Consider the following 26,483-nt stretch of genomic DNA (forward strand, 5'->3'; position numbering starts at 1 on the left):
TACTTAAATTTTTACTTCTAAATATAAAAAAAAATTATATATTTTGAAAGCTAATATGCTATTTTAAAGGCTTTGTACACTTTTATGACACTTCAAAATATCATCTTCAAAAAAAAGTAAAATAAAAAATACTTATTTAAAAATGAATAGTCATTCAATCTCTTGACTTAAATCAAGACATTAAAAAAATATAAGTTTTATAATTACAGAGTAACTTAAAGGATTATCGATGAAAAAGAATCAGAAAGTTGTAGTTTATGGCTCAATTTTAAGTCTTCTTATTGCTACTTCTCTTTTTGTTTACACAGTTTATGCATCTAATATGTTGTCATATTTATCTAGTGACCCAAAAGCCTGTATTAATTGTCATACAATGAATTCAGCGTATGCAACATGGGAAAAAAGTTCACATAAAAATGTAGCAGCATGTATTGATTGTCATCTACCTGTAGGGGATGTTGTAGCTAAGTATAAAGCTAAAGCAATAGATGGATGGAATCACTCAGTTGCATTTACTCTTAACACTTATAAGAATAATATTCAAATAGGTGAAGATGGTGCAAGCCGTGTGCAAGCAAATTGTGTTAGATGTCATGCAAGTGAAAATGCAACACTTAAAATGAATGCTGACAAATATCACAATGCAGAAGAAGGAAGTCTTGAAAATGGTAGGAAATGTTGGGAGTGTCACAAGTATGTGCCACATGGAAAAGTTAGAAGTTTAATTTCAACTCCATATAATCTTGGAATTAAACAACAAATGAAATAGAGGTTCATTATGAAAAAATACAAAATACTACTTGTTATAAGTATAATAGCAATTGGTCTAATGTCTGCGTTAATAGCTTCAATTAATGAAAAGAAAGTAGAACAAGCACAATTAAAAGAAGTACCAAAGATTGATCGATGGGAAACTAAAAATGAAGAGTTCAGAAAACATTATCCAAGACAATTTGATTCTTGGAAAGAAACAAAACATTCTGATGAAATAGAAGATATGTTAAAAAAATATCCTGAACTTGTTGTTTTATGGGCTGGATATGGTTTTGCAAAAGATTACAATGCTCCAAGAGGTCACTTTTATGCTATCGAAGATAATAGAAATACATTAAGAACAGGTGCTCCTGTTGATGAGAAAACAGGACCTATGCCAACTGCATGTTGGACTTGTAAATCTCCTGATGTACCTAGAATCATGGATAAAGAAGGAGATATGGAGTACTTTACTGGTAAATGGGCTAAATATGGTTCTGATATTATAAATCCTATTGGTTGTGTTGACTGTCACAACCCAAAAACAATGGAGTTACAAGTAAATAGAAACTATTTAAATGAAGGGCTTAAAGCAGCTGGAGAAAAAACTTTAGAAGATGCAACTCAACAAGATATGAGATCAATGGTTTGTGCTCAATGTCATGTTGAATATTACTTCAAAAAAACACCTCTTGCTGATGGTAAAAAAGCTGCTGTTGTTACTTTACCTTGGGGTGAGGGAACTTCTGTAGAAGATATGGAAAAATATTATGATAATTTAGAGTTTAAAGATTGGACTCATAAAATATCTAAAACACCAATGTTAAAAGCACAACACCCAGGTTGGGAAATGTGGAAAACTGGTGCTCACGGTAAAAACAATGTATCTTGTGCTGATTGTCACATGCCTTACACACAAGAAGGTGGTATTAAATATACAGATCATAAAATTGGAAATCCACTTGAACACATGGATAAAACTTGTATGAATTGTCACAGAACAAGTGAAAAATCTCTTTTAGCAAATATTAATGAAAAAAGAGAAAGAAAAGACGATTTACATAAAAAAGCTATGAAAGCAATAGCAAAAGCTCACTTAGAAGCTGGAAAAGCTTGGGAAGTTGGAGCAACAAAAGAAGAAATGGCACCTGTACTTAAAGATATCAGACATGCTCAATGGAGATGGGATTATGCTGTAGCATCACACCCTGCTTTCTTCCATGCACCAGAAGAGACTTTAAAAGTATTAGGTACTGCTTTAGAAAAAGCTGGAAATGCTAGAGTAAAATTAGCTAAAATATTAGCTAAATATGGAGCAAGTGATTATGTTGCACCTGCTATTACAGATAAAGCAAAAGCACAAGAAATCATTGGTTTACCATTTGATAAACTTGTTGAAGATAAGAAAAAATTCCAAAAAGGCTTAATGCAAGAATGGAAAAAAGAAGCTGAGAAAAAAGGTTTATATAACCCTGAATCAACTAAAGGTATTGAAGATAAAACTTCATACAACTAAAAATAAAAAAGAGGCTTTTGCCTCTTTTTTGCTTCTTATATCTTCTTACATTAAAATTTAAAATCTACAAACAATTATATACGGATTAGTTATGAAAAAAATACTCAAATCTTTTTTTAGTATGCAAGCAATGATAGTTTTACTATTTTTTATGGCAGTTTCATCTGCCTTAGCAACTTTTGTTGAAAATGATTTTGGGCCTTTAGGTGCAAAGTCTTTTGTCTATGGGCAAACATGGTTTGAGTTAATAATGCTTATTTTAGTAATTGGAATAGTATTTAATATAGTTTGGTTTAAAATGTATAAAAAAGAAAAATTCTTTATTTTATTTATACATATTTCATTTGTTTTTATTCTTTTAGGTGCAGCATTAACAAGATATATGGGATATGAAGCTTATATGACTATCCCAGAAGGAAGCCTAGAAAATAAGATGTATTCTAATGATGAATATATTCAAATAAAAAATGATGATCAAATAATTTATGATAAGAAAGTTTTAATGACACCTTTATCTCAAACTTCTGTTGATTTTACTACATTAATAAATGGTGAAGAATTATCAATAAAACTTAATAGATATGTAAAAAATGCTGCTGAAAAAATTGTTCCTACAAAAGATGGACAAGCACTTATTAATATAATAGTATCGCAACAAATGGGTACTAAAAGTATTGACTTAAAAGACAAAGATACTATAGAAACCAATTTTTTAGTATTTGCTTTAAATAAAGAAATAAAAACTTCAAAACCTACAGTTATATTTGAAACTAAAGGAAATGAAATTTTTATTAAATCAAATATACAAACAAATGTTTATACAAAAGACTTTAAAAAAGTAAAAACTTTAAAAGCTAATATAAATACTCCTTTGATTTTAGAGCAAATATATAGAATTGGTCAAACACAATTTATGGTAAATGAAGCTACTTCAAAAGGTGCATTAAAAACAGTAAGTTTAAATAATGATATGCCAAAAGATAAACAGTTAAATGCTGTAGTTTTAGATTTAAAATATAAAGGAAAAACACAAGAAGTATCACTATTTGGTAAAGGCGGTGCTACAAAAGGTTTTGTAAAAAAAGTAAAATTTGATGATGAAACAATATCATTATCATGGGGTTCAAAAATGATAGAACTACCTTTTTCTATTTTACTAAATGACTTTAGATTAAGAAGATATCCAGGTTCAAACTCGCCATCAACTTATGAAAGTGATATAAAAATTTATGATAAAAATAATGATGATACTTTAGAGTATACTATTTTTATGAACAATGTTTTAGACTATAAAGGCTATAGATTTTTTCAATCTTCATACAAACAAGATGAATCAGCTACAATTCTTTCAGTAAATAAAGACCCAGGAAAATTACCTACTTATATAGGTTACTTTTTACTTTTTACTGGATTATTATTAAGTTTATTTATCAAAAAAAGTAGATTTAGAAAATTAGCTAGAAAAAAATATACACTTGAAGAGGTTAAAAAAACTTATCATGCAAAAAAAGCTCTTAGTTTAGTCTTTCTTGCTTTAATATTTTTTTATACTCCAAATACTAGCCATGCAAAAGATACTATTTTAGATAAAAACCCTCATGTTTTAAATATAGATAAAAATCATGCTCAACTATTTGGAAGTTTATTAGTACAAGATTATCAAGGAAGAATAAAACCTATTAACTCTTTAGCAATTGAAATAATCAATAAAATTAGTAGAAAAAATGAACTTTATGGTTTAGATGCAAATCAATTTTTCTTAAGTATGATGCTTTATCCCAAAATCTGGCAAGAAGTTAGTTTTATAAAAATAAAAGATACTAAACTAAAAAAACTTATAGGAATAAGTAAAAAAAGTAAAACTATAAGTTTTATGGATATTTATAATCAACAAGGAAACTACAAACTTCAAATAGCACTAGAAGAAGCAAATGCTAAAAAACCTGCACTAAGAAATAACTTTGATAAAGATTTAATCAAAATCGATGAAAGACTAAATATAGCTTATACATTATTTACGGGGGATTTTTTAAGAATTTTTCCAAAAATTGGTGATAAAAACGATAAATGGCTAAATGTAAATGAGGCTGTAAAACTTTTAATTGCTCAAGATTCAGCTCATATTAAAAAACTAATGGAAGAGTATTATTTTTCATTAAATGATGCTAGCCAAAATAAAATATCATGGGAAAAAGTAAATAAAGCTTTAGAAAATTTAAAAACTTATCAAAAACAAAATGCAAGTCATATTATTCCAAATGACTTTAAAATAAAAGCAGAATTAATTTTTAATAAATATAATATTTTTGAAAGATTAACACCCTTTTATTTACTTCTTGGGTTTTTCTTACTTATTTTGATTTTTATTAATATTTTTAAATCAAATATAAAACTTGATAAAGTTATCAAAACTGTACTCATTTTATTAGTTTTTGCATTTACTATTCATACTTTAGGGCTTGCTCTTAGATGGTATGTAAGTGGTCATGCACCTTGGTCAAATGGTTATGAGTCAATGATTTATATTGCTTGGGCTATTATTTTATCAGGAATTTTTTTCTCAAAACAATCGTCTTTAGCCTTAGCTACCACAACTATATTAAGTGGTGTAACTCTATTTGTAGCTCATTTATCTTGGATGGAACCGCAAATAACAACACTTACACCTGTATTAAAATCATATTGGCTAACTATTCATGTGAGTGTAATCACAGCTAGTTACGGATTTTTAGGACTTAGTGCTTTATTAGGTTTTATTTGTTTATGCTTATTTATTTTAGCAAATCCTAAAAAAGAAGATGAAAAATTTTTCAATATTTTATTAAGTATAAAAGAAGCAAATAGAATAAATGAAATGTCAATTCTTATTGGATTAGTACTGCTTGTAATAGGGAACTTCTTGGGTGGAATTTGGGCAAATGAATCATGGGGAAGATACTGGGGTTGGGATCCAAAAGAAACATGGACTTTAGTATCAATAATCATTTATGCAATAATTATTCACTTAAAATATATAAAAGGCTTACTTAATGACTTTACTTTAGCAGTACTTTCAACAATAAGTTACTCATCTATTATAATGACATATTTTGGAGTAAACTATTACCTTGCGGGGAAACACTCTTATGCAGCAGGGGATCCTATACCAATACCTACATTTATTCCTATAACCCTTATCATTATAACTATAGTAATTTTACTTGCATATAAAAATAGAAAGATTCTTTAATCTACTATTTTTATCTTAGTAAATAATATTTAAAGTAATTTATAAAAATAATTTGAACTTATAAATAGAAATTACAAAATTTTTGCTATAAACGTAGCATTAAAGTAGCATTTTTATTTTTTTTCTGATATAATACCTTCATAAAACAAGAAGTTTTATCTTATTTATCTCTCCTTAGTTAAAAATTACGTAGCTGTAACAATTTTTTTCGAAGATGAAGCTTCTTTTTTATATAAAAACACACATCGAAACTAATCAGTTTAAATTTAATCTCCCAAGTTTTATCTTTTTAAATAATCAAACATCTTTTGATAAAACTTGACTTTTCAACAAAAATAATTAATACATATTTAACAGCTTTTTATTAAAATCATAATATAATATTTAAATAATAAAAAAAAGAGAAAAAATGTTTAAAAATTCTGAGCTTAATGATTTAATAGAAAATGCTAAAAATATAAAAGTTTTATATGCAGAAGATGAACATTTAACTAGAGATACAATTGAAGATTTACTAAATATAATTTTTAATGAAGTGCTTGTAGCAAAAGATGGAGAAGAAGCTTTAGAGATTTTTAAAGCGAATGATGATATTGACTTATTAATAACTGACATAAATATGCCTAAAATAAATGGTTTAGAGCTTCTTAAAATTACAAAAGAGCTTAAACCCGAACTAGCAACGATTATTGTTTCTGCACATTCAGAAAGTAAATTTATGTTAAATGCTATTAAACTTAGTGTAGATAATTTTATTGTAAAGCCTTTAGATGCTATGCAACTTTTTGATGTAATAAAAAAAGCAATTGAAAAAACTGTATTAAGAAAACAGAACCAAAGAAACTTAATGATATTAAAACAATATCAAGAAATAACAAATAAAAGCTCAATAATTTCTAAAACCGATGCTTCTGGAGTAATTACTTTTGTAAATGATAATTTTTGTGAAATATCAGGATATTCACAAGAAGAGCTAATTGGAAAAAATCATAATGTAGTAAGACACCCAGATAATCCAAAAGAACTTTTTAAAGAATTATGGACAACAATCAAAATAAAAAAAGAACCTTGGAGTGGAATTATTAAGAACCTTGCAAAGGATGGAAAAAGCTATTTTGTAAAATCAACAATAAAACCTTTACTTGATCAAAATGGTGAAATTATAGAATACATGGCACTTAGAAATGATGTAACTGAAATAATGAGTGAAAAAAGACAATTAATTGCATCTTTAGAATCTTATAAACAATCATTTTTAGCCTTAATACAAATAGAAAACTTTGATATTTTAGATAAATTTTATGATGCAACAACTGTAGAAAAAATTGAAGAAATATTTGAGAATTTAATTATAGGTTTATTTCCTAAAAATACTAAACTTTATGAAAAAATCTTTAAATTAGGAGATGGCTTATTTGCTATTAGCAATAGTCTTGACAATATAGAAAAAGATAATATAGATTTAGAAGTAGAACTTTTAACTTTAATAAAAAATACAAAAAATTCAACTATAAAATTTGATAATATTGAATATGATGTATCAATTGCTGTAAGTTATTGTTATGGTGAAAAAAATGTTTATGAAAATGCTAAATATGGAATCGAAAAAGCATTAGAAGATAATAAAAGTTTAATTTTTGCTAATAATTTGGTTCAAGAAGCACATGAAATTGCTCAAAAAAATATAGAAACAATTCACATGGTAAAAACAGCTTTAGACAATTGTAATATTGTTTCATATTTCCAACCTATTATAGAAAATAAAACAAAAAAAATAGTAAAGTATGAATCTTTAGTAAGATTAATAGATGAAGAAGGAAAAACAATATCTCCTTATTTTTTTCTTGATGTATCTAAAAAAGGAACATATTATACTAAAATCACAAATAGAGTAATTGAAAGCTCTTTTAAAGTACTTGATCATATAACAAATAGTGTAAGTATAAACTTATCAGTATTAGATATGGAAAATGAAGAAATTAAAAATAAATTAATAGAATTAACTTCAAGATCTGAATATAAAGGTCGAGTTATTTTTGAATTACTTGAAAATGAAAATATAAAAGATTTTAAAAGTGTCAAAAAGTTTATAGCAAAAGTTAAAAAACTAGGAAATGTAAAAATTGCTATTGATGACTTTGGAAGTGGATATTCTAATTTTGAAAGATTACTTGATTATAACCCTGATATTTTAAAAATTGATGGTTCTTTAATTAAAAATATTGAAACAGATTCATATAGTAGAAATGTAGTTGAAACTATAGTAACTTTTGCTAAAAAACAAAACATTGAAACTATTGCAGAGTTTGTAGAAAATGAAAATATTTATAATATATTAAATGAAATGGGTATTACTTATTCGCAAGGCTACTATTTTGGTAAACCCCAAAAATTAATATAAGAAATAGACTTTAGTCTACTTCTTATAAATATTTCTTAAGAACCTCAGGAATCTCTACAGTTCCATCTTCTCTTTGATAGTTTTCCATAATAGCTAAAAGTGTTCTTCCTACTGCTAATGATGAACCGTTTAATGTATGAGCTAATACATTTTTCTTACCATCTTTATATCTGATTTTTGCTCTTCTTGCTTGGAATTCTCTTGTATTAGAAATTGAAGAAATCTCTCTATATTTGTTTTGACCTGGTAACCAAACTTCTAAGTCAATTGTTGTTGCAGCAGAGAATCCTAAATCACCTGTACATAATTGTACTTTTTGGTGAGCAAGCCCAAGTGAAGTTAAAAGATCACTTGCACAAGCTACCATTTTTTCAAATACTTCTTCTGATTCTTCTGCTTTAGTAATAGCAACCATTTCTACTTTATCAAATTGGTGTTGTCTAATTAATCCTCTTGTATCTCTACCTGCACTTCCTGCTTCTTTTCTAAAACAAGGAGTATAAGATGTAAGCATTAAAGGTAACTCTTCTGCTGGCACAATTTCATCATTGTAAAGGTTTGTTAGACTTACTTCCGCAGTTGGAATTAAGTATAAATCTTCACCTTCAATTTTAAATAAATCATCTTCAAATTTAGGTAATTGCCCTGTTCCTTGAAGTGTGTTTGCGTTTGCCATAAAAGGTACATACCACTCTTCAAAACCTCTTTGTCTATTAAAATCAAGCATATAATTGATTAAAGCTCTCTCTAATCTTGCACCCTCACCTTTAATTGCTGAAAATCTTGACTTAGCAAGTTTTACACCTCTTTCAAAGTCTAACCAACCATTATCTAAATCCCAGTGTTCTTTTGGTTCAAAAGAGAAAGTTGGTTTTTCACCAATAGTTTCTAATACAACATTTTCATCTTCATCTGCACCATCTGGAACATTTTCATCTGGAAGATTTGGTACACCTAAGGCAATTGAAGTAAGTTTTTCTTCAAGTACTCTAACATCATCTTCTAAAGTTTGCTTCTTCGATTTTAGTTCATTGATATTTGCTTGAAGTGGTGCAATATCAAGACCTTCTTTTTTATACCTTCCAAACTCTTTTGAAAGCTTATTTTGTTCGGCTGTAACATTTTCCATATCTTGCCTTTTAAGCTTAGCTTCAAGTGCAAGGGATTTTAAGTTATCTAAAACTTCGCTATCAACACCCTTTCTAGTTAGTGCTTTTGCCATAGTATCAAAATCTTTTTGTAGTTCTCTTACATCAATCATTTTAATCTTTCATTGTAAATTTTTCGAAATTATATCGAATTTTTTCTATATGAAGGCTTTTTTACTTTTATTTACGACTATTTTAGGAAGTATAAAAAATACAAAACAAATAATTTTAGAATTTCTTTAAAAAAACTGTCCAGTTTTATGTTTTATTTCGTCTATATAAATAGTAGTGATCTACAAAAAATAAGACATAAAATTAAAAAATAAAAAAGTACTTGTCTTGAACTAACAGTTAATAAGAACTTTTTTATATAATTTTGATTATGATTCTTATAATTGTTAATGTGATTTTATTGTCATTTTTTAATGGCATAATCATGTAAATTACTATTGAGTAAAACACAAAAGGAAAAAAATGACAAAAATCGGTAAAACATTAATTGTTTTAGCTAGTTTAAATATAGCATTGTTTGCCAATCAAATTGACAAATCAATTGCAGTTATTGAACAAACTAATAATCAGTTAAAATCTTATCAAAACAGCATTGATAAGAATGAGGAACAAAGAGAAAACCTTTTTAATGAGTATAAATTTAATAATAGCTCAATTAAAAGTACAAAAATTTACAATGAGCAGTTATCGAAAATTATACTATCACAAGAAGAAGAGATTAAGAGTTTAGACCAACAGCTTATTGATATAGAACAAACTCAAAAAAACATCTTTCCTTTAATGATTAATATGATTAGTTCACTAAAAAAATTAATTAATGAAGATACTCCATTTTTAATGAGTGAGCGATTAAATAGAGTTGCGAAGCTTGAAGAAACTCTAAATAAAGCAGATATTCAAACTCATGAAAAATATAGAATAATTCTTGAAGCTTTTAAAATTGAATATGACTATGCAAAAACAATAGAATCATATCAAGACAAAATTGATGGAAAAACATACAACTTTTTAAGATTAGGAAGAGTTGCACTTTACTACCAAAGTTTAGATTTAAAAGAGTATGGATACTTCAATAAACAAACAAAATCTTGGGATAAGATAGAAGATTCAGTATCAAAATCAAATATTAGAAAAGCTATCAAAATTGCGAAAAAACAACAAAATGTTGATTTATTAAATTTACCATTTTTAGCTGCGAAGGAATTAAAATGATAAAACATATCCTAAGTTTAACACTTATTTCTACTCTAAGTTTTTCACTAAATCTTGAAGGTTTACTACAAAGTGTAAAAAGTGACTCAAAACAAGAATTAGTGGAAGAAAAACAAAGACTTCAAGAGTTTATCAAAAATAAAAATCAACAAGCATACTTAGTTCAAAAAAGTAGAAAAGCTTTAGCAGCTGAAGAAGCAAAAACTACTAAGTTTAAAACAAAAATTGATGAAAATGAACTATTATTAGAAGAAAAAGAGACAGAACTTAATGCAAAAGCTGCAAATCTAGGAGAAATGTTTGGTAGTGTAAGACAAACTTCATCAGACTTTTTAACAAACTATCAAAACTCACTTACTGCATCACAAGATTTAAGTAAAGAAAAAGTATTTTCAAAATTTGCAAATTCAAAAAAACTTCCTAACTTAGAAGAACTTACAAAGTTTTGGCATGTGATGTTAGATGAAATTATTCAATCAGGAAATATTTCTCAATACAAAGCAGATATTATTTTAAATAGTGGTGAGAAAGTACAACAAGATGTAACAAGAGTTGGTCTATTTGCTGCTGTATCAGATGGTAAATACTTAACATACTCAAATGATATGAAATCATTAGTTGAACTAGCAGTTCAACCAAGAAGTAGCATATTAGAACAAGCAAAAGCTTTTGAAAAGTCAAACACAATTTCAAATATAACTATCGACCCAACAAGAGGAACACTTTTTGAAATGATAGAGAATAACCCTACGATTTTAGATAGAGTAAATCAAGGTGGAGTTGTGGGATATATAATTCTTACTCTTGGTGGACTAGGGTTATTATTTGCATTATATAAAATTCTTATTTTGAATATTGCCTCTGTAAAAATTAAGTCACAAGTAAAAAATCTTGATAAACCAAAAGAGAATAATTCTTTAGGAAAAATTGCTGATATCTTCTATAAAAACATAAATGACTCAATAAATGATTTAGAGATTAAAATTGGTGAAGCAATTATAAAAGAAACAAATAAAATCAAAAAAGGTCAAAGTTTTGTAAAACTACTTGCAGCAGTAACGCCTCTTTTAGGACTACTAGGAACTGTTACAGGAATGATAGCAACTTTCCAAGCAATTACTTTATTTGGTACAGGTGACCCAAAACTAATGGCAGGAGGTATCTCAACTGCTCTTATTACTACAGTTTTAGGTTTAATCACAGCAATACCACTTCTATTTGCATACACTTATATCTCTTCAAAAGCAGATGAACTTGTATCTATTTTAGAAGAACAAAGTATTGGATTATTAGCAAAAACGTTGAAATAAGATGATTGAAGTATATCTAGACGATTTATTAGCCTTCTTTAATAAAGGAGGCTTTGTTTTATACATCGTATTTGCCATTGCACTTTTTTTATGGACTTTATTAGTTGAAAGATATATCTTTATAACTTTTGAATATAAAAAATACAAAAGAAAAATTTTAGAAGAAATAAAAAGTGTTTCATCAGATAATAAGTTTAAAGATGAAATAAAAAGATATATGGTTGAAGAAGCTAACTTAAAACTAAAAACAGGATTACAGTTTATAAAAACTTTAATTATTATATGTCCTTTAGTTGGTCTGTTAGGGACTGTAACAGGAATGATTGAAGTATTTGATGTTATGGCAATTATGGGTACAAGTAATGTTAAATCTATGGCAAATGGTGTTTCAATGGCAACAATTCCAACTATGGCCGGAATGGTTGTAGCTTTAAGTGGAATACTTTTTGAAAAAAAATTAGAACTTTCTATAAAGTACCATACTCAAAAATTAGAATTAGAACTTTCAAAGGTTATAAAATGAGAAGATTTTCACAAAAACATCATAAAGAAGAAACAGAAATAAATTTAACTCCTATGCTTGATGTTGTTTTTATTATGCTTATATTTTTTATTGTTACAACATCTTTTGTAAAAGAAGCAGGAATAGAAGTAAATAGACCAAGTGCAGCCTCTGCACAACAAAAAGGAGCTGCAAATATCTTAATAGCAATTAGAAATAATAATGAAATTTGGATTGATAAAAGAATGGTTGATATTAGATCAGTTAGAGCAAATATAGAAAGGCTTAAAGCTTCAAATACTCAAAATTCAGTAGTAATACAATCAGATACTCAAGCAAAAACAGGTACTTTAGTTCAAGTTATGGATCAAATTAGACTAGCAGGTATTTTTAATATCTCAATATCAACACTAAAAGAGAATTAAAATGAGACTATTTATAGCTCTTTTTTTATCAATAGTTATAAGTGTAGGTATATTTTTTGGTATGCACTTAATGACAGCTAGTCAAAACGCACAACTACAAAAAAAATCTGAAACTAGACATTTAGTATATTTAAGAGAAAAAAATGACACTAAAATTGAAAGAAAAAAAAGAGTAAAACCAAAAGAACCACCTAAGAAAAAACCACCAAAAAAAATAGAGATAAAAACAAAAGTAAATACACAAATCAACAAAAATATAAAAGTTAAACCTTTTAAAGTACAAACAAAAAAAGTTGATATTTCTGCTATTTCATCTCTAAGTGGAGCTCAAATACAAATGGGTGCAGGTTTAGTTGATGCAAATAGTTTAACTGCCATTACAAAAGTAAACCCTAGATTTCCTAGACGTGCAAAAATAAGAAAACAAAGTGGTTATGTAAAACTTGGATTTACAATAAATAAATCAGGTGATGTACTTGATGTAAAAGTACTCGATTCAAAGCCCAAAGGTGTATTTGAAAAAAACTCTATTTATGCAATAAAAAAATGGAAATTCAAAAGAAATGAATTTGATAGAAATGCTACAATTACATTTAATTTTAGGTTGGAAAGATGAAAAAGTTAATCTTAATATTTTTAATTTCAATAGCTGTTTTAAATGCAAAAGAAACAATAAAAGCAAGTGATTTTAGAAGTTTACAAAACGCAAATAAACTAATAGAAAAAAATAAACTTAACCAAGCAAAAACTTCTATTGAAAATTTATTAAAAAAAGATGTAAATAATTTAACAAAATCTTATGCTCTACAATCTTTAGCAAATATTCATTTAAAAAGAAACAACTATAAAAATGTGGCTAAAGCTTATGAGAAAATAATCGCATATAAGGCATTAGAACAAAATGATATTTTAAAAATAAAATATTCATTATCTAAAATATATTTTAGTTTAGAAAACTATTCTAAAAGTCTTAAATACTCAAAAGAACTGCTTAACTCAAAAGTCGTAAAAGATATAGAAATATATGAAAATATGGCTTTAGCATACTACTATAATAAACAATATAAGAAAAGTACTTCTTATATTAAAAAAGTTCTTCAAAGTAAAAAAGGCTTAAAGAAAAAAGAGTCTTGGTATAGAATGCTATATTCTGCTTATGTTGAAAGTAAAAACTATAAACTAGCTATCAATACTTTAAGAAGTATGGTGAAAAAATATAGTGAAAATGAAACATATTGGATGCAATTAATTTCACTTTATGAAAAGACAAAACAAAAAAGAAAATCTTTAGCAACACTTGAACTTACTTATAAAAAAAATATTGTAAGCAAAGAAAAAAACCTACTTTATTTAGTGAGTATTTTAAGTGATTATGGGATTTATAACAAAGCAGCAATTTATATGCAAAAAGCTTTAAATAAAAGTATTGTTAAAAACAATCAAAAAAACTTTAATATTTTAGTTTCTTTATATTTAAATGCAAAAAATTATGACAAAGCCATCAATTTATTAGAAAATTCTAGTTTTGCTAAAAATGATAAATATCAACTAATACTTGGAAATATTTACTATAATCAAAATAATTTCAAGAATGCAATTAGAGTCTTACAAAAACATAAATTTAAAGCTAATACGAGAAGTGATGGAAAAAGATATACTCTTTTAGCTTTAAGTTATTATGAATTAAATGATAAAAATAAACTTACAAAATATCTAAAAAAAGCCTCAAAAAATAAATATGAAAAAAGAAGAGCAAGAGTTTTAGCAAAAGATTTAGGTTATAAAATCTAAATCTTTTACTTCTTAAAATCTTTCTTGTCATGTCTAAATTTTACTAAGTCAAAATTCACACACTATCAATTATAATTATCAAAATCATAAAAGGAAACAAATGTTTTTTCAAAATGTATATAAACAACTTTCAACACCTGAAAATACTGGAAAAAAAATCGGATTATTTAGAGTTTTATGTTCTATTTTTGGAGGTTTGATAAGCGCTTATTTAGGAATGACTCTTTTAGTTTTTATTATTCCAGGAAGTCCTGGAGAATCTATAATCATTCCTTTAATGTTTAATACTTTTGTTTGGGCATGTTTTGCTTTATGGATTGTATTAGCACCTACAAAACTTAGTGCCCTTCTACGTTTTGTAGTGCCTTCGCTAATATTTTCAATTTTTTTACTTATCTTATTTTAAAGAATTATAATGTCAAAAGAAAAATCAAAACTTTTTAAACAAAGACTCTTTAGAGTTCATTCAGCAGTAGGTATATGTGTATCTTTGCTTTTATATTTATCAGTATTTTTTGGGATATTCGCAATAATGCTTCCATATATTCAAGTTTGGGAAAAACCTTCAAGACATTTTGAAGCGGCTAATATAACTGAAATAAACTATTCAGCCATGATAGACCCCATAATATCAAACCCAGATTTCCCTAAAAACAATATTATCATCGAACTTCCAGGAAATATGAATGATCCTGCTTTAATAATTTCTCATAAATTTACTGATGAAACAGTTTTTAATCCAAAAACTCAAGAAAAACTTGACCATGAAGGAGATAAATCTCAACTTGCTAAGTTTTTAAATGGTATGCACTATGGAAGACCTCTTAGTGTTATTGGTTATACTGTTTTTGGCTTTATGGCTGTGGCAGTTATGTTTTTAATCATTGGAGGTTTAATCCTTGTAAATGTCTTTAAATATAAAAGCAATGGAAAAAATCAACAAAGTAAGTTTTCACAATATCACAGAAAAATATTTACTTGGGTATTTCCTCCTTTTATAATCATAACGTTAACAGGTGCTTTAATGTGTGTAGGATACAGTGGTTCAGGAGCTATGACATATATAGCCTCAAAAGGAGAAACAGCAAATATTGAAAGAATAACTACACCTGTTTTAGTACCACAAGAAAAACCTATTGAGAAAAAAAATGATAATGTTCCTATGCTTCCTATTAGTGAACTAATAAAAATAGCCCAAGAAATCAATCCAAATGTAACTTTACAAGAGTTAAGACTTATAAACTGGAAAGATTCAAGTGCAAGGATAAAACTTGAAGGTTATAACTCTCATTATCCATTTTTAAATGGAGTATTTAATAAACCAACATTAACTTTAAATGCAATAGATGGAAGTGTTGTATCAAATGTAAAAGTTATGGATAGACACTGGAGTGTTTTAGTAGCAGATGCTACTTACTTTTTACATTTACTTTTTGGAGTTGATTTTACTATTAGAATAATTATAGCTTTTATTATGCTCTTTTCGGCACTTGCCCTTGGTTTTGGAGTGATGTTATGGTGTGAAAAAAAAGCTAAAAAATTTGAAGGGAAAATCCCTTTTTATCATGGTGTAGGAAAACTTGCTTTAGCTATTATGATTGGAGTTATTCCTTCAACTGCCTTTATCTTTAATTTGCAGTGGCTTTTACCAATAAATTTAGAAGATAGAATTATTTGGCAACAAGGCTTATTTTTTAATATGTGGTTAGGTGCACTATTTTGGGCATTTTATAGAATAAACTCTTACCAAGCAGCAAAAGAATTGCTTTTCTTAGGTGGGGTGTTATTTATTTTAGCTCCATTTAATCATTTTTTAAACTCAGGATATACACCTTTTGATTTACATAATCAAGGTATGCATATTATTTTAAATGTAGATATAGCACTACTTTTAGTGGGATGTTTACTTATTTTATCATCACTAAAACTACCTAAAAGTAGAGATGAAGCAAAACTATTTTGGAACAAAAAAACAACAAAGGTTTAATATGAACAAGAAAAAAATTATATATTTTATACTTTTAGCACTTCCTGCATTAATTTATGCACATGAATTAATACTTAATGTAACTAATAATCAAGACAATACTATCACAGTTGAAGGTCTTTTTGATACAGGAGAATTGACACCAGAAGCACAAGTAAGACTTGAAGCTTTAAATACAGGTGAGGTTTTATATAAAAAAAGATTACCACAAACAAGTAAACTTACAATAAAAATCCCAAAAGAACCTTATCAGATAGTACTTGATGGAGGACCACACTTTCAAGAGGTAAAAGAAGGAATTGCACCCAATGAAGGTTTTAGCAAAAATATAACAACAAACAAAAAAGAAAAAAAACTATCAAAATCAAGAGATGAGGATGATGAATATAGCACAGCTTTAATTATTACTATAACTTTGGCTTTTTTACTTTTATTTATGACTATAATAATAAGTATATTAAATACAAATAAATTAATGTCACAATTAAGAAATAGTAAATAGTTTTTAGATATTAAATTTATAACCTACTTTTGATAAGTTCTTTACTATATCACTTGAGGGAAGCTTTTTTCTTAAGCTTTTCACTAATGTACGTAAAGAACTATCTGTCATAATATTATCCTTCCATACTACATCTTGTATTTGCTCATATCTAACTACACTATTTTTATTTTCATATAGTAAATTTAAGAAGTCTGCTTCATACTTTGTAAGTTTAACTTGTTTATTTTCATAAAGTAAAACAGAATTTAAAAAATCAAATTCACAAGAAGAAGTAATAGGTATTAATTTTCCTTTTTCATCATATACTTCTTTTGCACATTTAAGTAAAATAGGGAAAAAAGTATCATGATCAACAGGCTTTATAAGATATTTTACCAAACCTAAATCAATTGCATCTAATAAATACTCTTTTGTAGAGTAAGCACTTAAAACAATAAATTTAGTTTTTTTATCTTTTTCTCTGATGGTTCTTATTAGTTCTAAACCATTTGTATCTTCAAGTTCTATATCACTTATAACTATATCTGGTTTTTCATCCTCAATTAGTTGTAATGCCTCTTTTGCACTTCTTGCTTCATAGACATTTGTAAATAATCTTCTTAGATAGAAAACTTGATTTTCTCGAATCAAATCTTCATCTTCGATACAAAGTATTTTAATATTTCTATATTTTTTCTCTAACATATTGAAATTATACAACTTTTTTCAAATAAATACAATTATGAGAATCATTTTTATAATTGCTCATTTTTTTCTCACTTTTTTTTATTATACTTCTAATATGTCAAAAATAGAAAAAATAAATATACAAATAAAAAATGCAAAAATAAAAAGTCAGAATATAAATAAAATTTGCTACTACTTTAGTGAAGATTATACAGCCATAGAAACTGCAAGTATTATTGGTTGTAGTAGACAAACTATAAATCATTATTATAAAATATTAAGAGAAAAAATATTAAAACAAAATCTTTTATATGATTTTAGACAAATATCAAGTCTTATAAAACAAAACTGTCTTGAAATAAAACATTTTAATATTTATAATCATGATATTTTTTACACTCAAACAATATATGGTATTTTTATTTTTGAGAATCAAGATGTTTTACCATATAAATTAATACAGTTTATAAAAGAAGATTTACAAGATAAACTTAGTAATCATAAAAAAGCAAACAGTGCTAGAGTTTTATATAATAAAGAAAAAGGCTCATACTTAATATCAGGATTCTTTAAAGCACAAAATGATTTTGAAGAATTTATAATTAATAGATTAAAAAAATTCAGAGGGATAAATAAAAACAATTTTCATACGCACTTAAATGAATGTCTATTTAGATACAACAATAAAAATACAGATTTTTATGAAAAGATTTTAGAGACTTTATGTAAATAAAATCTCTAAAATTCTAAATCTCAATACTAAAACAAGCTCCGTCTTTTTTATTTTCAACTTTTATATCTGCATTAAAATGCTCTTTTATTATGAGTTTAGACATATAAAGTCCTATTCCTGTTCCTCTTTTCTTAGTAGTAAAATAAGCTTTAAACACCTCATCTAAATTTTTTAGCTTTATTCCACCTGCATTATCACATACACTTACAACAAGCTTATTTTTATTTTTTCTTACTGAAATGTTTATTTGACAATTTTCTTGTTTTTTTTCATTAAAAATATCAATACTATTTGTTAAAAAATTTAATATAACTTGGGCAAACTCATTTTCATAACCTAAAATTTTATATTCTTCTTTAATATCAATATTTACTTTTATCTTTTTTTTCTTTATTGTAGGAGCTAAAATATTTATAGCTAGATTTATAGCATTTAACACACAAAACTCTTGCATCTGCTTTTGAACTTTATAAAAATCTCTAAAATCATCAATAGTTTTACTCATAAATTTTATTTGAGTATTGGATTCTTTTATCTTTTTTATAAAAAAATCTTTATTAAAATCTTCACTTTCACTTGACATTTGAAGATTCATATTTATATAACTTAAATGCATTAAAGGTTGTCGCCATTGATGAGCTATACTATTTATAAGTTCTCCTACTAAAGCTAATTTACTTTTATGAATAAGCATTTTTTCTTGTTCATTTTGTTTTTTCACTAAAGTTCTTAACATAAAAGCTAAGGCAAAACTAAAAATTAATGACTCCAAAGGTGCTGCTAAATGAATAGTATAAATACCACTTAAAGGTATCAAATCATACTCATAAGATAACACAAAACAAAATAATACAAACCAACCTAAAGTATAAAAGAAAGCCTCTTTTCTTCCTTTATATAAAGCTATAACTCCTGCAATTGTAGGAACTAAAAAAGATATATAAAAATAAAAATATTCATAAATAATAGAGTATTTAAATACTAAAATAAGCACAATATCCAAAGCATTTAAAAATACAAAAAAACTTAATATATAATTTACTATAGGCATAATTTTTTTTGCATTTAAAACCTCTTTTGCAAAAAGAAAAGTAAACATAAAAGCAGCTGTTTCAAAAATATCCACAAAAGCTTGAGGTGTTTGTTTAGGATATGTTTGAAAACTAAAATATACAAAACCTATTAAAGATAATAAAACAAAAAACTGCATAGCAGAATAGTATAAAAAGCAAACTCTTTTTGTAGAAAAATATATCACTAAATAATACAAAAAAGCAGAGAATATTATTCCATAAGCTAGACCATATAAAATTCCTTCATAAGGAAGTATATATTCATATTCAAAAGAAGATATAACATTAAATCTAAACTCTGCTCTTTTTGGTTTTTCATATTTGTACTTAAAGTACAAAGTATCAGGAGTAGATAAATCAAGTTTTATCACTTTTAAATGATCTTTTTGAAAATAAGAAACATTCGTATAAAATAAAGAGTTTTTATTATCAATAATAGTCAAATAATAACTCTTGTTTTTCAAAGTATTCTTATCTATTCCTAGTTTTATCGTAAACTCTTTTAATTTCTTATTTTTATACTCTTGATAAGTTATATCTCTATAACCTTTTGAATCATACATAACTTGAAAACTATTAATATTGTCATATTTATTTATATCAGAAGCAAATGTGCTTGAAAAAAAGAGTACAAAAAAAAGAAGTTGTTTCATTAAAAAAATTGTCCTTGAAAGATTTAGAGTATTATACAGTAAAGCAGATTTACTGCTTTACTATTTTTGATTTTAGAAGTTATATTTTAAGCTTGCAGTTATTTTTCTTGGTTCTGCTTTTAGCATTGTATTTGAACCGATTCCATCATAATATTCTTTATCAAATAAGTTATCAATATTTAACTGTAGTTTTAAATTTTTATTCACATTATAACTTGACATAAACTCAGCAGTTGTATATCCACCTTGAGTTATTCTTCCATCACTTGTATCTTTATAGAACTTACTTCTATAGTTTAATCCTGCTCCAATATTAAATTTATTAATTTTATATAAAGCAAATAAATTAGCATTTGTTCTTGAAGCTTTTGTAACTACATTTTTATTATCAGCATCTTGTGCTTCAAAATTTGAGATTCCTGCACTAAGACTAAGATTTTCACTTACATCTCCAATTAAAGATAATTCTATTCCTTTGCTTACAACTCCATCTGCTGTTCTATATGCTTGTTCACTTGAAGTACCTACTTTTACACCATCTATTTCTTCTGCAACATTTTCTTGCTCTATTCTAAATACAGAAACAGATGCATTTAAAGCCCCATTAAAATATTCTCCTTTTATACCTGTCTCATAACTATTTCCCTCAACTGCCTCTATATAATTACCATTAGGGTCTCTTTTATCTTGACTATTAAAAATAGAAGTATAACTTGCATAAATAGAATGAGTATCATTTAAATCATAAACAACTCCAGCAAAAGGAGTAAACTCATTTTTATACTCATAAGTTTCCGAACTACCATTTTTTTTAACACCATCATACTCCCAATTAGATAATCTTGCTCCTAAAATTAATTTTAAGTCATTAGATAAAGATATCTTTGAACTTGCATATATCCCATCTTGTGTAGTTTTACCTTTTTTGTATTCACTATATGTACCTGTAGGTTTAGGAACATTAATATTATTTAAACTACCAAGTGTACCACCTGTTTGAATATATGGATAATCAGTAATATCAAAAGTACTGTGAGAATATCCTAATACTAACTCATGATCTAAGTTTGCAAAAGCAAAAGGAATTGAAGTATTTAAATCAAAAGTATCTTCTTCATATTGTTCTTTTGCTGTCCAAGTATAATATCCTAAACCTGAACCATCATTTTTGTTTACTTTCCCTGCAAAATAAAGTAAAGAAGTATCATCAATAGCTTCTAATCTTGAATAAGAAAAATTAACTTTTATCTCATTTTTCAATCTTTGTTCTAAATTAAAATAATAAGACTTAGTAGTTAAATCTCTATATGTCCAATCATCTGTAGGATTCTTTGAAGAACTAAAATCTGTTCTTGTACCATCAGTATAAAAAGCAGGTAGACCACCCCATCTAATAGCCGTTCTATCTAGTTTTTGATAAGAAAATCCAATTGATGCAGTAGTTGAATCAGTTAAATCTGCATCAATAACACCATAAAATAAATCATTTTTTCTTTTGTAATCATCTAAAAAATAATCGCCGTCTTCATGTTTTAAAATAAACCTTGATCTAATTTTTCCATCTGTTGTAAGAGGAGCTGATATATCTGCTGTTGCTGAATAATTATTCCATGAACCAGCACTTAGATTTATTGTTCCATTTGTCACTTTACTATTGGCTCTTTTTCTAACAAAGTTCATACTAATAGCTGGATTTCCAGCTCCTGTCATCAATCCATTTGCACCTTTTACAATTTCAACTCTATCATAAAGAGCTAAATCAGGATCTCTATTTGTGATACTTGAATAAGTTGGAATTCCATCAAATTGATAATAATCAACTTCAAATCCTCTAGCAAGGGCATTTACTCTTTCATCCCATCTTTCAATTGAAACACCATTTACCTTTTTTAGTAAACTTTGATATGAAAAAATATTTCTATCTTCCAATTCATCAACAGTTAAAACACTAATAGATTGAGGTGTCTGCTTAATAGATAAATCTAAACCTGTTGATGTATTCATAGAATCGATACTATAAGTACCTCTATCTTCATCTACATTCGTAGATACAATATCCACACTGCCTAAAGATTTAGTGTTTTCTTTATCTTGCGCATTAAGATTTGCTTGAAGTAACACTGCTGTAAGTAAAGAAAGCCCTATTAGTTTTCTACTTTTTAATTTCATAAATAATTCCTTGTTATGATAATAATTATTATAATTGATAATGGAATTATTTCTAAGATTTTCTTAATAGTAAATCTAAAAAAAGAGTTCATGACAAGGAGTTTTTATTTTATCATTTTTAGAAGATTTTAACTCTTTTTTTAAATAAAATTTAATACTAGTTTTAATAATTATTATTAAATAATACATATAAAAAAGCAAAGAATTAATTCTTTGCTTTTCAAAAATTATCCATTCATTTGCATTTTAATAATAACTTCATTGTTACTCTCATCATAAACTGCTGTAAATTTATGTTTATGACAAAAATCTTCATTCATTTCTATACACATTAAGTTAGCTTTTTGCAAAGCCTCATCAATAGTTTCAAATTGTGTTTCTTGTTTATAATCTGAATTTTTAAAGCATCCACATGCTCTTTCAACTCTTACTGTTGCCATTTTATCTCCTAATAATTTTTTTCGAATTCTATCATAAGATAGTATAAACTTCTTTTAATAAAACCCTAGTAAAAATGTCAAGTAAGTAACAATTAACAAAGATTTAGTAAAAATACGAAAAAGAATATAAAGGATGATTATGAAGAATATAATTTTAGCTTTTACAACTATACTTGCTTTATTATTTACTGGTTGTACAGATGATAATAAAGGGCAAGATGATGCAAATAAAAAAGTTATTAAAGTTGGTACGTCAGGTGGATATTTCCCATTTACTTATTATGAAAATGATGTATTAAAAGGTTTTGAAATTGATGTATGGAGAGCAATTGGCGAAAAACTTGATGCAAAAATAGAATTTAAAACTGCAAAATTTTCAGGTCTTTTTGGAATGTTAGAAACTAATAAGATTGATACAATTTCAAATCAAATTACTACAACACCTAAAAGATTAGAAAAATATTATTTTGCTACTCCTTATGTATATGATGGAGCACAAATTATTGTACATAAAGATAATACAGAAATTAACTCTTTTGAAGATTTAAAAGGGAAAAAAGTAGGAGTAACACTTGGTACAAACTATGCACAGATAGTTAAAAACTTAGATAAAGAAAATCAAGTTGAACTTATTACTTATGAAGGAAATGGTTTTGAGCAAGATGTAAAACTAAAAAGAATAGATGCTTTTGTTCAAGATAGAATTTCAGCAGTTGAACTTATCAAAAAAGCTAATTTACCATTAAAAATTGTTGGTGAGCCTCTTGAAGTTTTAACAAACTCATTTCCTTTTGTAAAAAATGAAAAAAACAAAGCTTTAGTTGAAGAAGTAAATAAAGCTATTGAAGAGTTAAAAAAAGAAGGTAAACTTAAAGAGATTTCTATGAAATGGTTTAATACTAACATTACAGAGTTATAATGAGTACATTTGATATAGATTATACTTTAGGAATTTTTCCTATACTATTTAAATATATTGATATTACAATTTCTATGGCAGTTATTTCAGCTGCCATAGCTTTAGTTATTGCCATATTAATCGCTGTAATAAAAACTTATAATATACGTATATTATCTCAACTTTCTGATTTATATATCTCTTTTTTTAGAGGTACACCTTTACTTGTTCAACTATTTTTATTATATTTTGGTTTACCTCAAGTATTACCTATATTCTCTAATTTAGATGCTTATACCGCTTCAATTGCTGGTTTATCTTTACACTTTTCTGCATATATGGCTGAATCAATTAGAGGAGCTATTTCATCAATTGATAAAGGGCAGTTCGAAGCAGCACAATCTTTAGGAATGACAAAGACCCAGACTTTTACAAAGATTATTTTGCCACAAGCAATAAGAGTTGCTGTTCCTAGTTTAATGAATAATTTCATCGATATAATAAAAAGTACATCCCTAGCATTTACTTTAGGTGTTCCTGAAATTATGGCAAAAGCTCAAATTGAAGCTTCTAGCAGTTATAAATATTTTGAGTCATTTTTAGCAGTGGCTATTGTATATTGGGTTATTGTTGTTATTTTTACTTATTTACAAAAGAAAATAGAAGCAAGACTTAATAGGGCTTATTAAATAAACCATTTCATACTCTTTTATATTATTCTTATCTTACTTTTAATAAAGTATACATATATCAATAAAAGAAAAGAGTATGCAAAATAGATTTTTTACAGTAATAATTCCAATCATTCTTTTAGTTGTAGGTGCTTTTTACTTTACAGCTCAATTTATCAAACCTAGTCCTAAAAAAGAAATTACAATAGCTACAGGGTCAAAAACAGGTCAGTACTATGAAACTGCATTAAAATATAAAGAACTTTTAGAGAAAGAAAAAGTAAAAGTTAATATCATAAATACTACTGGCTCAATTGAAAATATAAAACTTTTAAATGACCAAAAAGTTGATGTTGCTTTTATTCAAAATGGTACACTTGAAAAAGCTGAAAATTTAGAAGCACTAGCTTCTATTTATTATGAGCCACTATGGATATTTTACAATAATAAAAATACAATATCTTATATGCAAGACTTGACGGGCAAAAAAATAGCAATAGGTCAAAAAGGAAGTGGTACTAAAGATTTAGCATTAGACATTTTAAATATCAATGGAATTTATGAAAAAAATAGTACTTTTCTTTATGATAATTCAGATATTTCAAAAAACAAACTTCTTTCTAATGATATAGATGCTCTTTTCTTAGTAACATCTGCAAACTCTAAAATCATAAAAGAGTTATTGACAAATGAACATATTTCTCTTTTTTCTTTTAATCGTGCAAATGCCTATAGTAGAAAATTTAATCATTTAAATGCCCTTGATTTATATGAAGGAACTATTGATTTACTACAAAATATTCCAAATCAAAATAAAAAGCTTTTATCCACAACTGCTACTTTGGTTTCGCACAAAGACTTTTCTGATGAACTTATTAGAATATTACTTAAAAAAGTCACTTTAGTACACAAAGAAAAGACTCTATTTTCTCAGGAAAATGAATTTCCAAATAGTTCAAACTTACTATTAAAACAAAATGAAGAAGCTAAAAGATATTTAGAAAATGGCGATACTTGGCTTGAAGAAATTTTTCCGTATTGGATTGCTTCAACACTTGATAGATTGAAAATTCTACTTATTCCTTTAATAACCCTATCTATTCCTTTATTTAAAGGTGTTTTTCCTCTTTATAGATGGAGTATAAGATCAAAAATTTATAGATGGTACGATGAAGTACAAGATTTAGATTTGAGTTTAGATAAAGCAGATAAACAAAACCTAATTAAAAAACTTGATGAACTTGAGAAATTAAAAAAAGAAATAAAAGCTGAAACCAAAGTTCCCCTAGCTTATATGAGTGAATATTATGATTTAATTATGCATTTAGAACTTATTATTTCAAAGGCTAATATGAAACTAAATAACCAATAATTATGCTTATTTTAGGTATAATTCTCAAAAAATTATAAGGATTAGATTTGAGAATTTTATCAGGAATTCAACCATCTGGAACTATTCATATAGGTAACTATTTTGGAATGATTAAAAAGATGATTGAATCTCAAGACGATGGAGAATTATTTGCGTTTATTGCATCTTATCATGCATTAACATCAGTGAAGGACAAAGAGCTTCTAGAACAAAATACTTTTGAAGCTGCTGTAAACTTTTTAGCATTAGGAATGGACCCTGAGAAATCTACATTTTGGGTACAACACCATGTAAAAGAAGTACTTGAACTTTACTGGCTACTTTCAAATCATACATCTATGGGACTTTTAGAGAGAGCCCATTCTTATAAAGACAAAACAGCTAAAGGTATTCAAGCAAACCATGGATTATTTTCATATCCTGTTTTAATGGCTGCTGATATTTTACTTTATGATTCAAATATTGTACCTGTTGGAAAAGATCAAATTCAGCACGTAGAAATGACAAGAGATATTGCTAACTCTTTTAATCATGCTTACAAAAAAGATTTATTTGTAATGCCAGAATCAAAAGTTGATGAAATAGTAGCAACTGTTCCAGGAACAGATGGAGCTAAAATGTCAAAATCTTATGGCAATACTATTGATATGTTCAATACTAAGAAAAAAATCAAAAAACAAGTTATGGGAATAGTTACAGATTCAAAAGAGCTTGATGAAGCAAAAGAGTGGGAGAACTGTAATATCTATAAACTTTGTGAACTATTTATGAATGAAGATGAACTAAAAGAGTTACAAGTAAGATATGCAACACCAGGTGAAGGTTATGGTCACTTTAAACTAACTTTACTTGACAAAATAAATGAACATTTTGAACCTTATGTTCAAAAAAGAGAGCATTTACTTGCTAACCCTAAAGAAGTACATGAGATTTTAGCTTTTGGAGCTTCGAAAGCTTCAAAGATTGCTAGTGAAAAAATGAGAATTTTAAGAGATGCAGTTGGTTTAATATAAGGAT

The 26,483-nt window shown here is 26.6% G+C and carries 23 protein-coding genes; 18 read left to right on the top strand and 5 right to left on the bottom strand.

Annotated features, from left to right (window positions below):
* Window positions 1-229: 229 nt before the first annotated feature.
* From nrfH to ACH5BH_RS05010, 4 genes are all read left to right on the top strand, one after another.
* A complete protein-coding gene (gene nrfH / locus ACH5BH_RS04995; protein WP_404305893.1) occupies window positions 230-769 on the top strand; it encodes a cytochrome c nitrite reductase small subunit in 540 nt (179 codons plus the stop codon).
* Window positions 770-778: 9 nt separating this feature from the next.
* The gene (gene nrfA / locus ACH5BH_RS05000) at window positions 779-2,269 is read left to right on the top strand and encodes an ammonia-forming cytochrome c nitrite reductase (protein WP_404305895.1); all 1,491 of its coding nucleotides are present in this window, start codon (window positions 779-781) and stop codon (window positions 2,267-2,269) included.
* Window positions 2,270-2,360: 91 nt separating this feature from the next.
* A complete protein-coding gene (locus tag ACH5BH_RS05005) occupies window positions 2,361-5,498 on the top strand; it encodes a cytochrome c biogenesis protein CcsA (protein WP_423297648.1) in 3,138 nt (1,045 codons plus the stop codon).
* A gap of 409 nt (window positions 5,499-5,907) precedes the next feature.
* Window positions 5,908-7,899 carry an EAL domain-containing protein gene (locus tag ACH5BH_RS05010; RefSeq protein ID WP_423297649.1) on the top strand — a complete coding sequence of 664 codons (1,992 nt, stop codon included), beginning with the start codon at window positions 5,908-5,910 and terminating at the stop codon, window positions 7,897-7,899.
* A gap of 22 nt (window positions 7,900-7,921) precedes the next feature.
* On the opposite strand, the gene serS is transcribed toward ACH5BH_RS05010, so the two are convergent.
* The gene (gene serS / locus ACH5BH_RS05015) at window positions 7,922-9,160 is read right to left on the bottom strand and encodes a serine--tRNA ligase (RefSeq protein ID WP_423297650.1); all 1,239 of its coding nucleotides are present in this window, start codon (window positions 9,158-9,160) and stop codon (window positions 7,922-7,924) included.
* A 361-nt stretch (window positions 9,161-9,521) separates the two neighbouring features.
* Between serS and ACH5BH_RS05020 the strand changes: the two genes are divergently transcribed.
* The 9 genes from ACH5BH_RS05020 (at window position 9,522) to ACH5BH_RS05060 (ending at window position 16,788) form a co-directional block, all read left to right on the top strand.
* Window positions 9,522-10,271, top strand: coding sequence for a DUF3450 domain-containing protein (locus ACH5BH_RS05020; RefSeq protein WP_423297651.1), 750 nt, complete (start codon window positions 9,522-9,524; stop codon window positions 10,269-10,271).
* Window positions 10,268-11,581, top strand: a complete 1,314-nt coding sequence (locus ACH5BH_RS05025; protein ID WP_423297652.1) for a MotA/TolQ/ExbB proton channel family protein — start codon at window positions 10,268-10,270, stop codon at window positions 11,579-11,581. Before ACH5BH_RS05020 ends, ACH5BH_RS05025 begins: the two co-directional genes overlap by 4 nt.
* 1 nt (window position 11,582) lies before the next feature.
* A complete protein-coding gene (locus ACH5BH_RS05030) occupies window positions 11,583-12,104 on the top strand; it encodes a MotA/TolQ/ExbB proton channel family protein (protein ID WP_404305913.1) in 522 nt (173 codons plus the stop codon).
* Window positions 12,101-12,508 (top strand): ExbD/TolR family protein, encoded by a 408-nt coding sequence (locus tag ACH5BH_RS05035; RefSeq protein ID WP_404305915.1) that lies wholly within the window; start codon window positions 12,101-12,103, stop codon window positions 12,506-12,508. Before ACH5BH_RS05030 ends, ACH5BH_RS05035 begins: the two co-directional genes overlap by 4 nt.
* A 1-nt stretch (window position 12,509) precedes the next feature.
* Window positions 12,510-13,124: an energy transducer TonB gene (locus ACH5BH_RS05040; RefSeq protein ID WP_404305917.1), complete on the top strand. Its 615-nt coding sequence runs from the start codon at window positions 12,510-12,512 to the stop codon at window positions 13,122-13,124.
* Window positions 13,121-14,299: a tetratricopeptide repeat protein gene (locus tag ACH5BH_RS05045; RefSeq protein WP_423297653.1), complete on the top strand. Its 1,179-nt coding sequence runs from the start codon at window positions 13,121-13,123 to the stop codon at window positions 14,297-14,299. The genes ACH5BH_RS05040 and ACH5BH_RS05045 overlap by 4 nt, the downstream gene beginning before the upstream one ends.
* A gap of 100 nt (window positions 14,300-14,399) precedes the next feature.
* A complete protein-coding gene (locus ACH5BH_RS05050; protein WP_404305921.1) occupies window positions 14,400-14,705 on the top strand; it encodes a hypothetical protein in 306 nt (101 codons plus the stop codon).
* A 9-nt stretch (window positions 14,706-14,714) separates the two neighbouring features.
* The gene (locus ACH5BH_RS05055; RefSeq protein WP_423297654.1) at window positions 14,715-16,286 is read left to right on the top strand and encodes a PepSY-associated TM helix domain-containing protein; all 1,572 of its coding nucleotides are present in this window, start codon (window positions 14,715-14,717) and stop codon (window positions 16,284-16,286) included.
* Window position 16,287: 1 nt separating this feature from the next.
* Window positions 16,288-16,788 (top strand): hypothetical protein, encoded by a 501-nt coding sequence (locus ACH5BH_RS05060; RefSeq protein ID WP_423297655.1) that lies wholly within the window; start codon window positions 16,288-16,290, stop codon window positions 16,786-16,788.
* A 3-nt stretch (window positions 16,789-16,791) separates the two neighbouring features.
* Here ACH5BH_RS05060 and ACH5BH_RS05065 read toward each other — a convergent pair whose 3' ends face one another.
* Window positions 16,792-17,475 carry a response regulator transcription factor gene (locus ACH5BH_RS05065; RefSeq protein WP_423297656.1) on the bottom strand — a complete coding sequence of 228 codons (684 nt, stop codon included), beginning with the start codon at window positions 17,473-17,475 and terminating at the stop codon, window positions 16,792-16,794.
* 97 nt (window positions 17,476-17,572) lie between these two features.
* Between ACH5BH_RS05065 and ACH5BH_RS05070 the strand changes: the two genes are divergently transcribed.
* Window positions 17,573-18,190, top strand: a complete 618-nt coding sequence (locus ACH5BH_RS05070) for a hypothetical protein (RefSeq protein WP_423297657.1) — start codon at window positions 17,573-17,575, stop codon at window positions 18,188-18,190.
* Between the two features lie 13 nt (window positions 18,191-18,203).
* Here ACH5BH_RS05070 and ACH5BH_RS05075 read toward each other — a convergent pair whose 3' ends face one another.
* The 3 genes from ACH5BH_RS05075 to ACH5BH_RS05085 all read right to left on the bottom strand — a co-directional run bounded on the left by ACH5BH_RS05075 (window position 18,204) and on the right by ACH5BH_RS05085 (window position 22,525).
* Window positions 18,204-19,916 (bottom strand): 7TM diverse intracellular signaling domain-containing protein, encoded by a 1,713-nt coding sequence (locus ACH5BH_RS05075; protein WP_423297658.1) that lies wholly within the window; start codon window positions 19,914-19,916, stop codon window positions 18,204-18,206.
* A gap of 72 nt (window positions 19,917-19,988) precedes the next feature.
* Window positions 19,989-22,085, bottom strand: coding sequence for a TonB-dependent siderophore receptor (locus tag ACH5BH_RS05080; protein ID WP_423297659.1), 2,097 nt, complete (start codon window positions 22,083-22,085; stop codon window positions 19,989-19,991).
* A 227-nt stretch (window positions 22,086-22,312) separates the two neighbouring features.
* Window positions 22,313-22,525 (bottom strand): hypothetical protein, encoded by a 213-nt coding sequence (locus ACH5BH_RS05085; protein WP_423297660.1) that lies wholly within the window; start codon window positions 22,523-22,525, stop codon window positions 22,313-22,315.
* Window positions 22,526-22,664: 139 nt separating this feature from the next.
* On the opposite strand from ACH5BH_RS05085, the gene ACH5BH_RS05090 reads away from it, so the two are divergent.
* The 4 genes from ACH5BH_RS05090 (at window position 22,665) to trpS (ending at window position 26,479) form a co-directional block, all read left to right on the top strand.
* Entirely contained in the window at window positions 22,665-23,444 is a 780-nt protein-coding gene (locus tag ACH5BH_RS05090) for an amino acid ABC transporter substrate-binding protein (RefSeq protein ID WP_423297661.1), read from the top strand.
* Entirely contained in the window at window positions 23,444-24,112 is a 669-nt protein-coding gene (locus ACH5BH_RS05095; protein WP_404305939.1) for an amino acid ABC transporter permease, read from the top strand. The genes ACH5BH_RS05090 and ACH5BH_RS05095 overlap by 1 nt, the downstream gene beginning before the upstream one ends.
* A 79-nt stretch (window positions 24,113-24,191) precedes the next feature.
* On the top strand, window positions 24,192-25,466 hold the full coding sequence (locus ACH5BH_RS05100) for a TAXI family TRAP transporter solute-binding subunit (protein ID WP_423297662.1): 1,275 nt from the start codon (window positions 24,192-24,194) through the stop codon (window positions 25,464-25,466).
* A gap of 47 nt (window positions 25,467-25,513) precedes the next feature.
* Complete coding sequence (gene trpS, locus ACH5BH_RS05105) at window positions 25,514-26,479, top strand: tryptophan--tRNA ligase (protein ID WP_423297663.1); 966 nt, start codon at window positions 25,514-25,516, stop codon at window positions 26,477-26,479.
* The last annotated feature ends 4 nt before the right edge of the window (window positions 26,480-26,483 follow it).

Source organism: Arcobacter rhizosphaerae (assembly GCF_049472155.1).
In the GTDB taxonomy this organism is placed as follows: domain Bacteria; phylum Campylobacterota; class Campylobacteria; order Campylobacterales; family Arcobacteraceae; genus Arcobacter_B.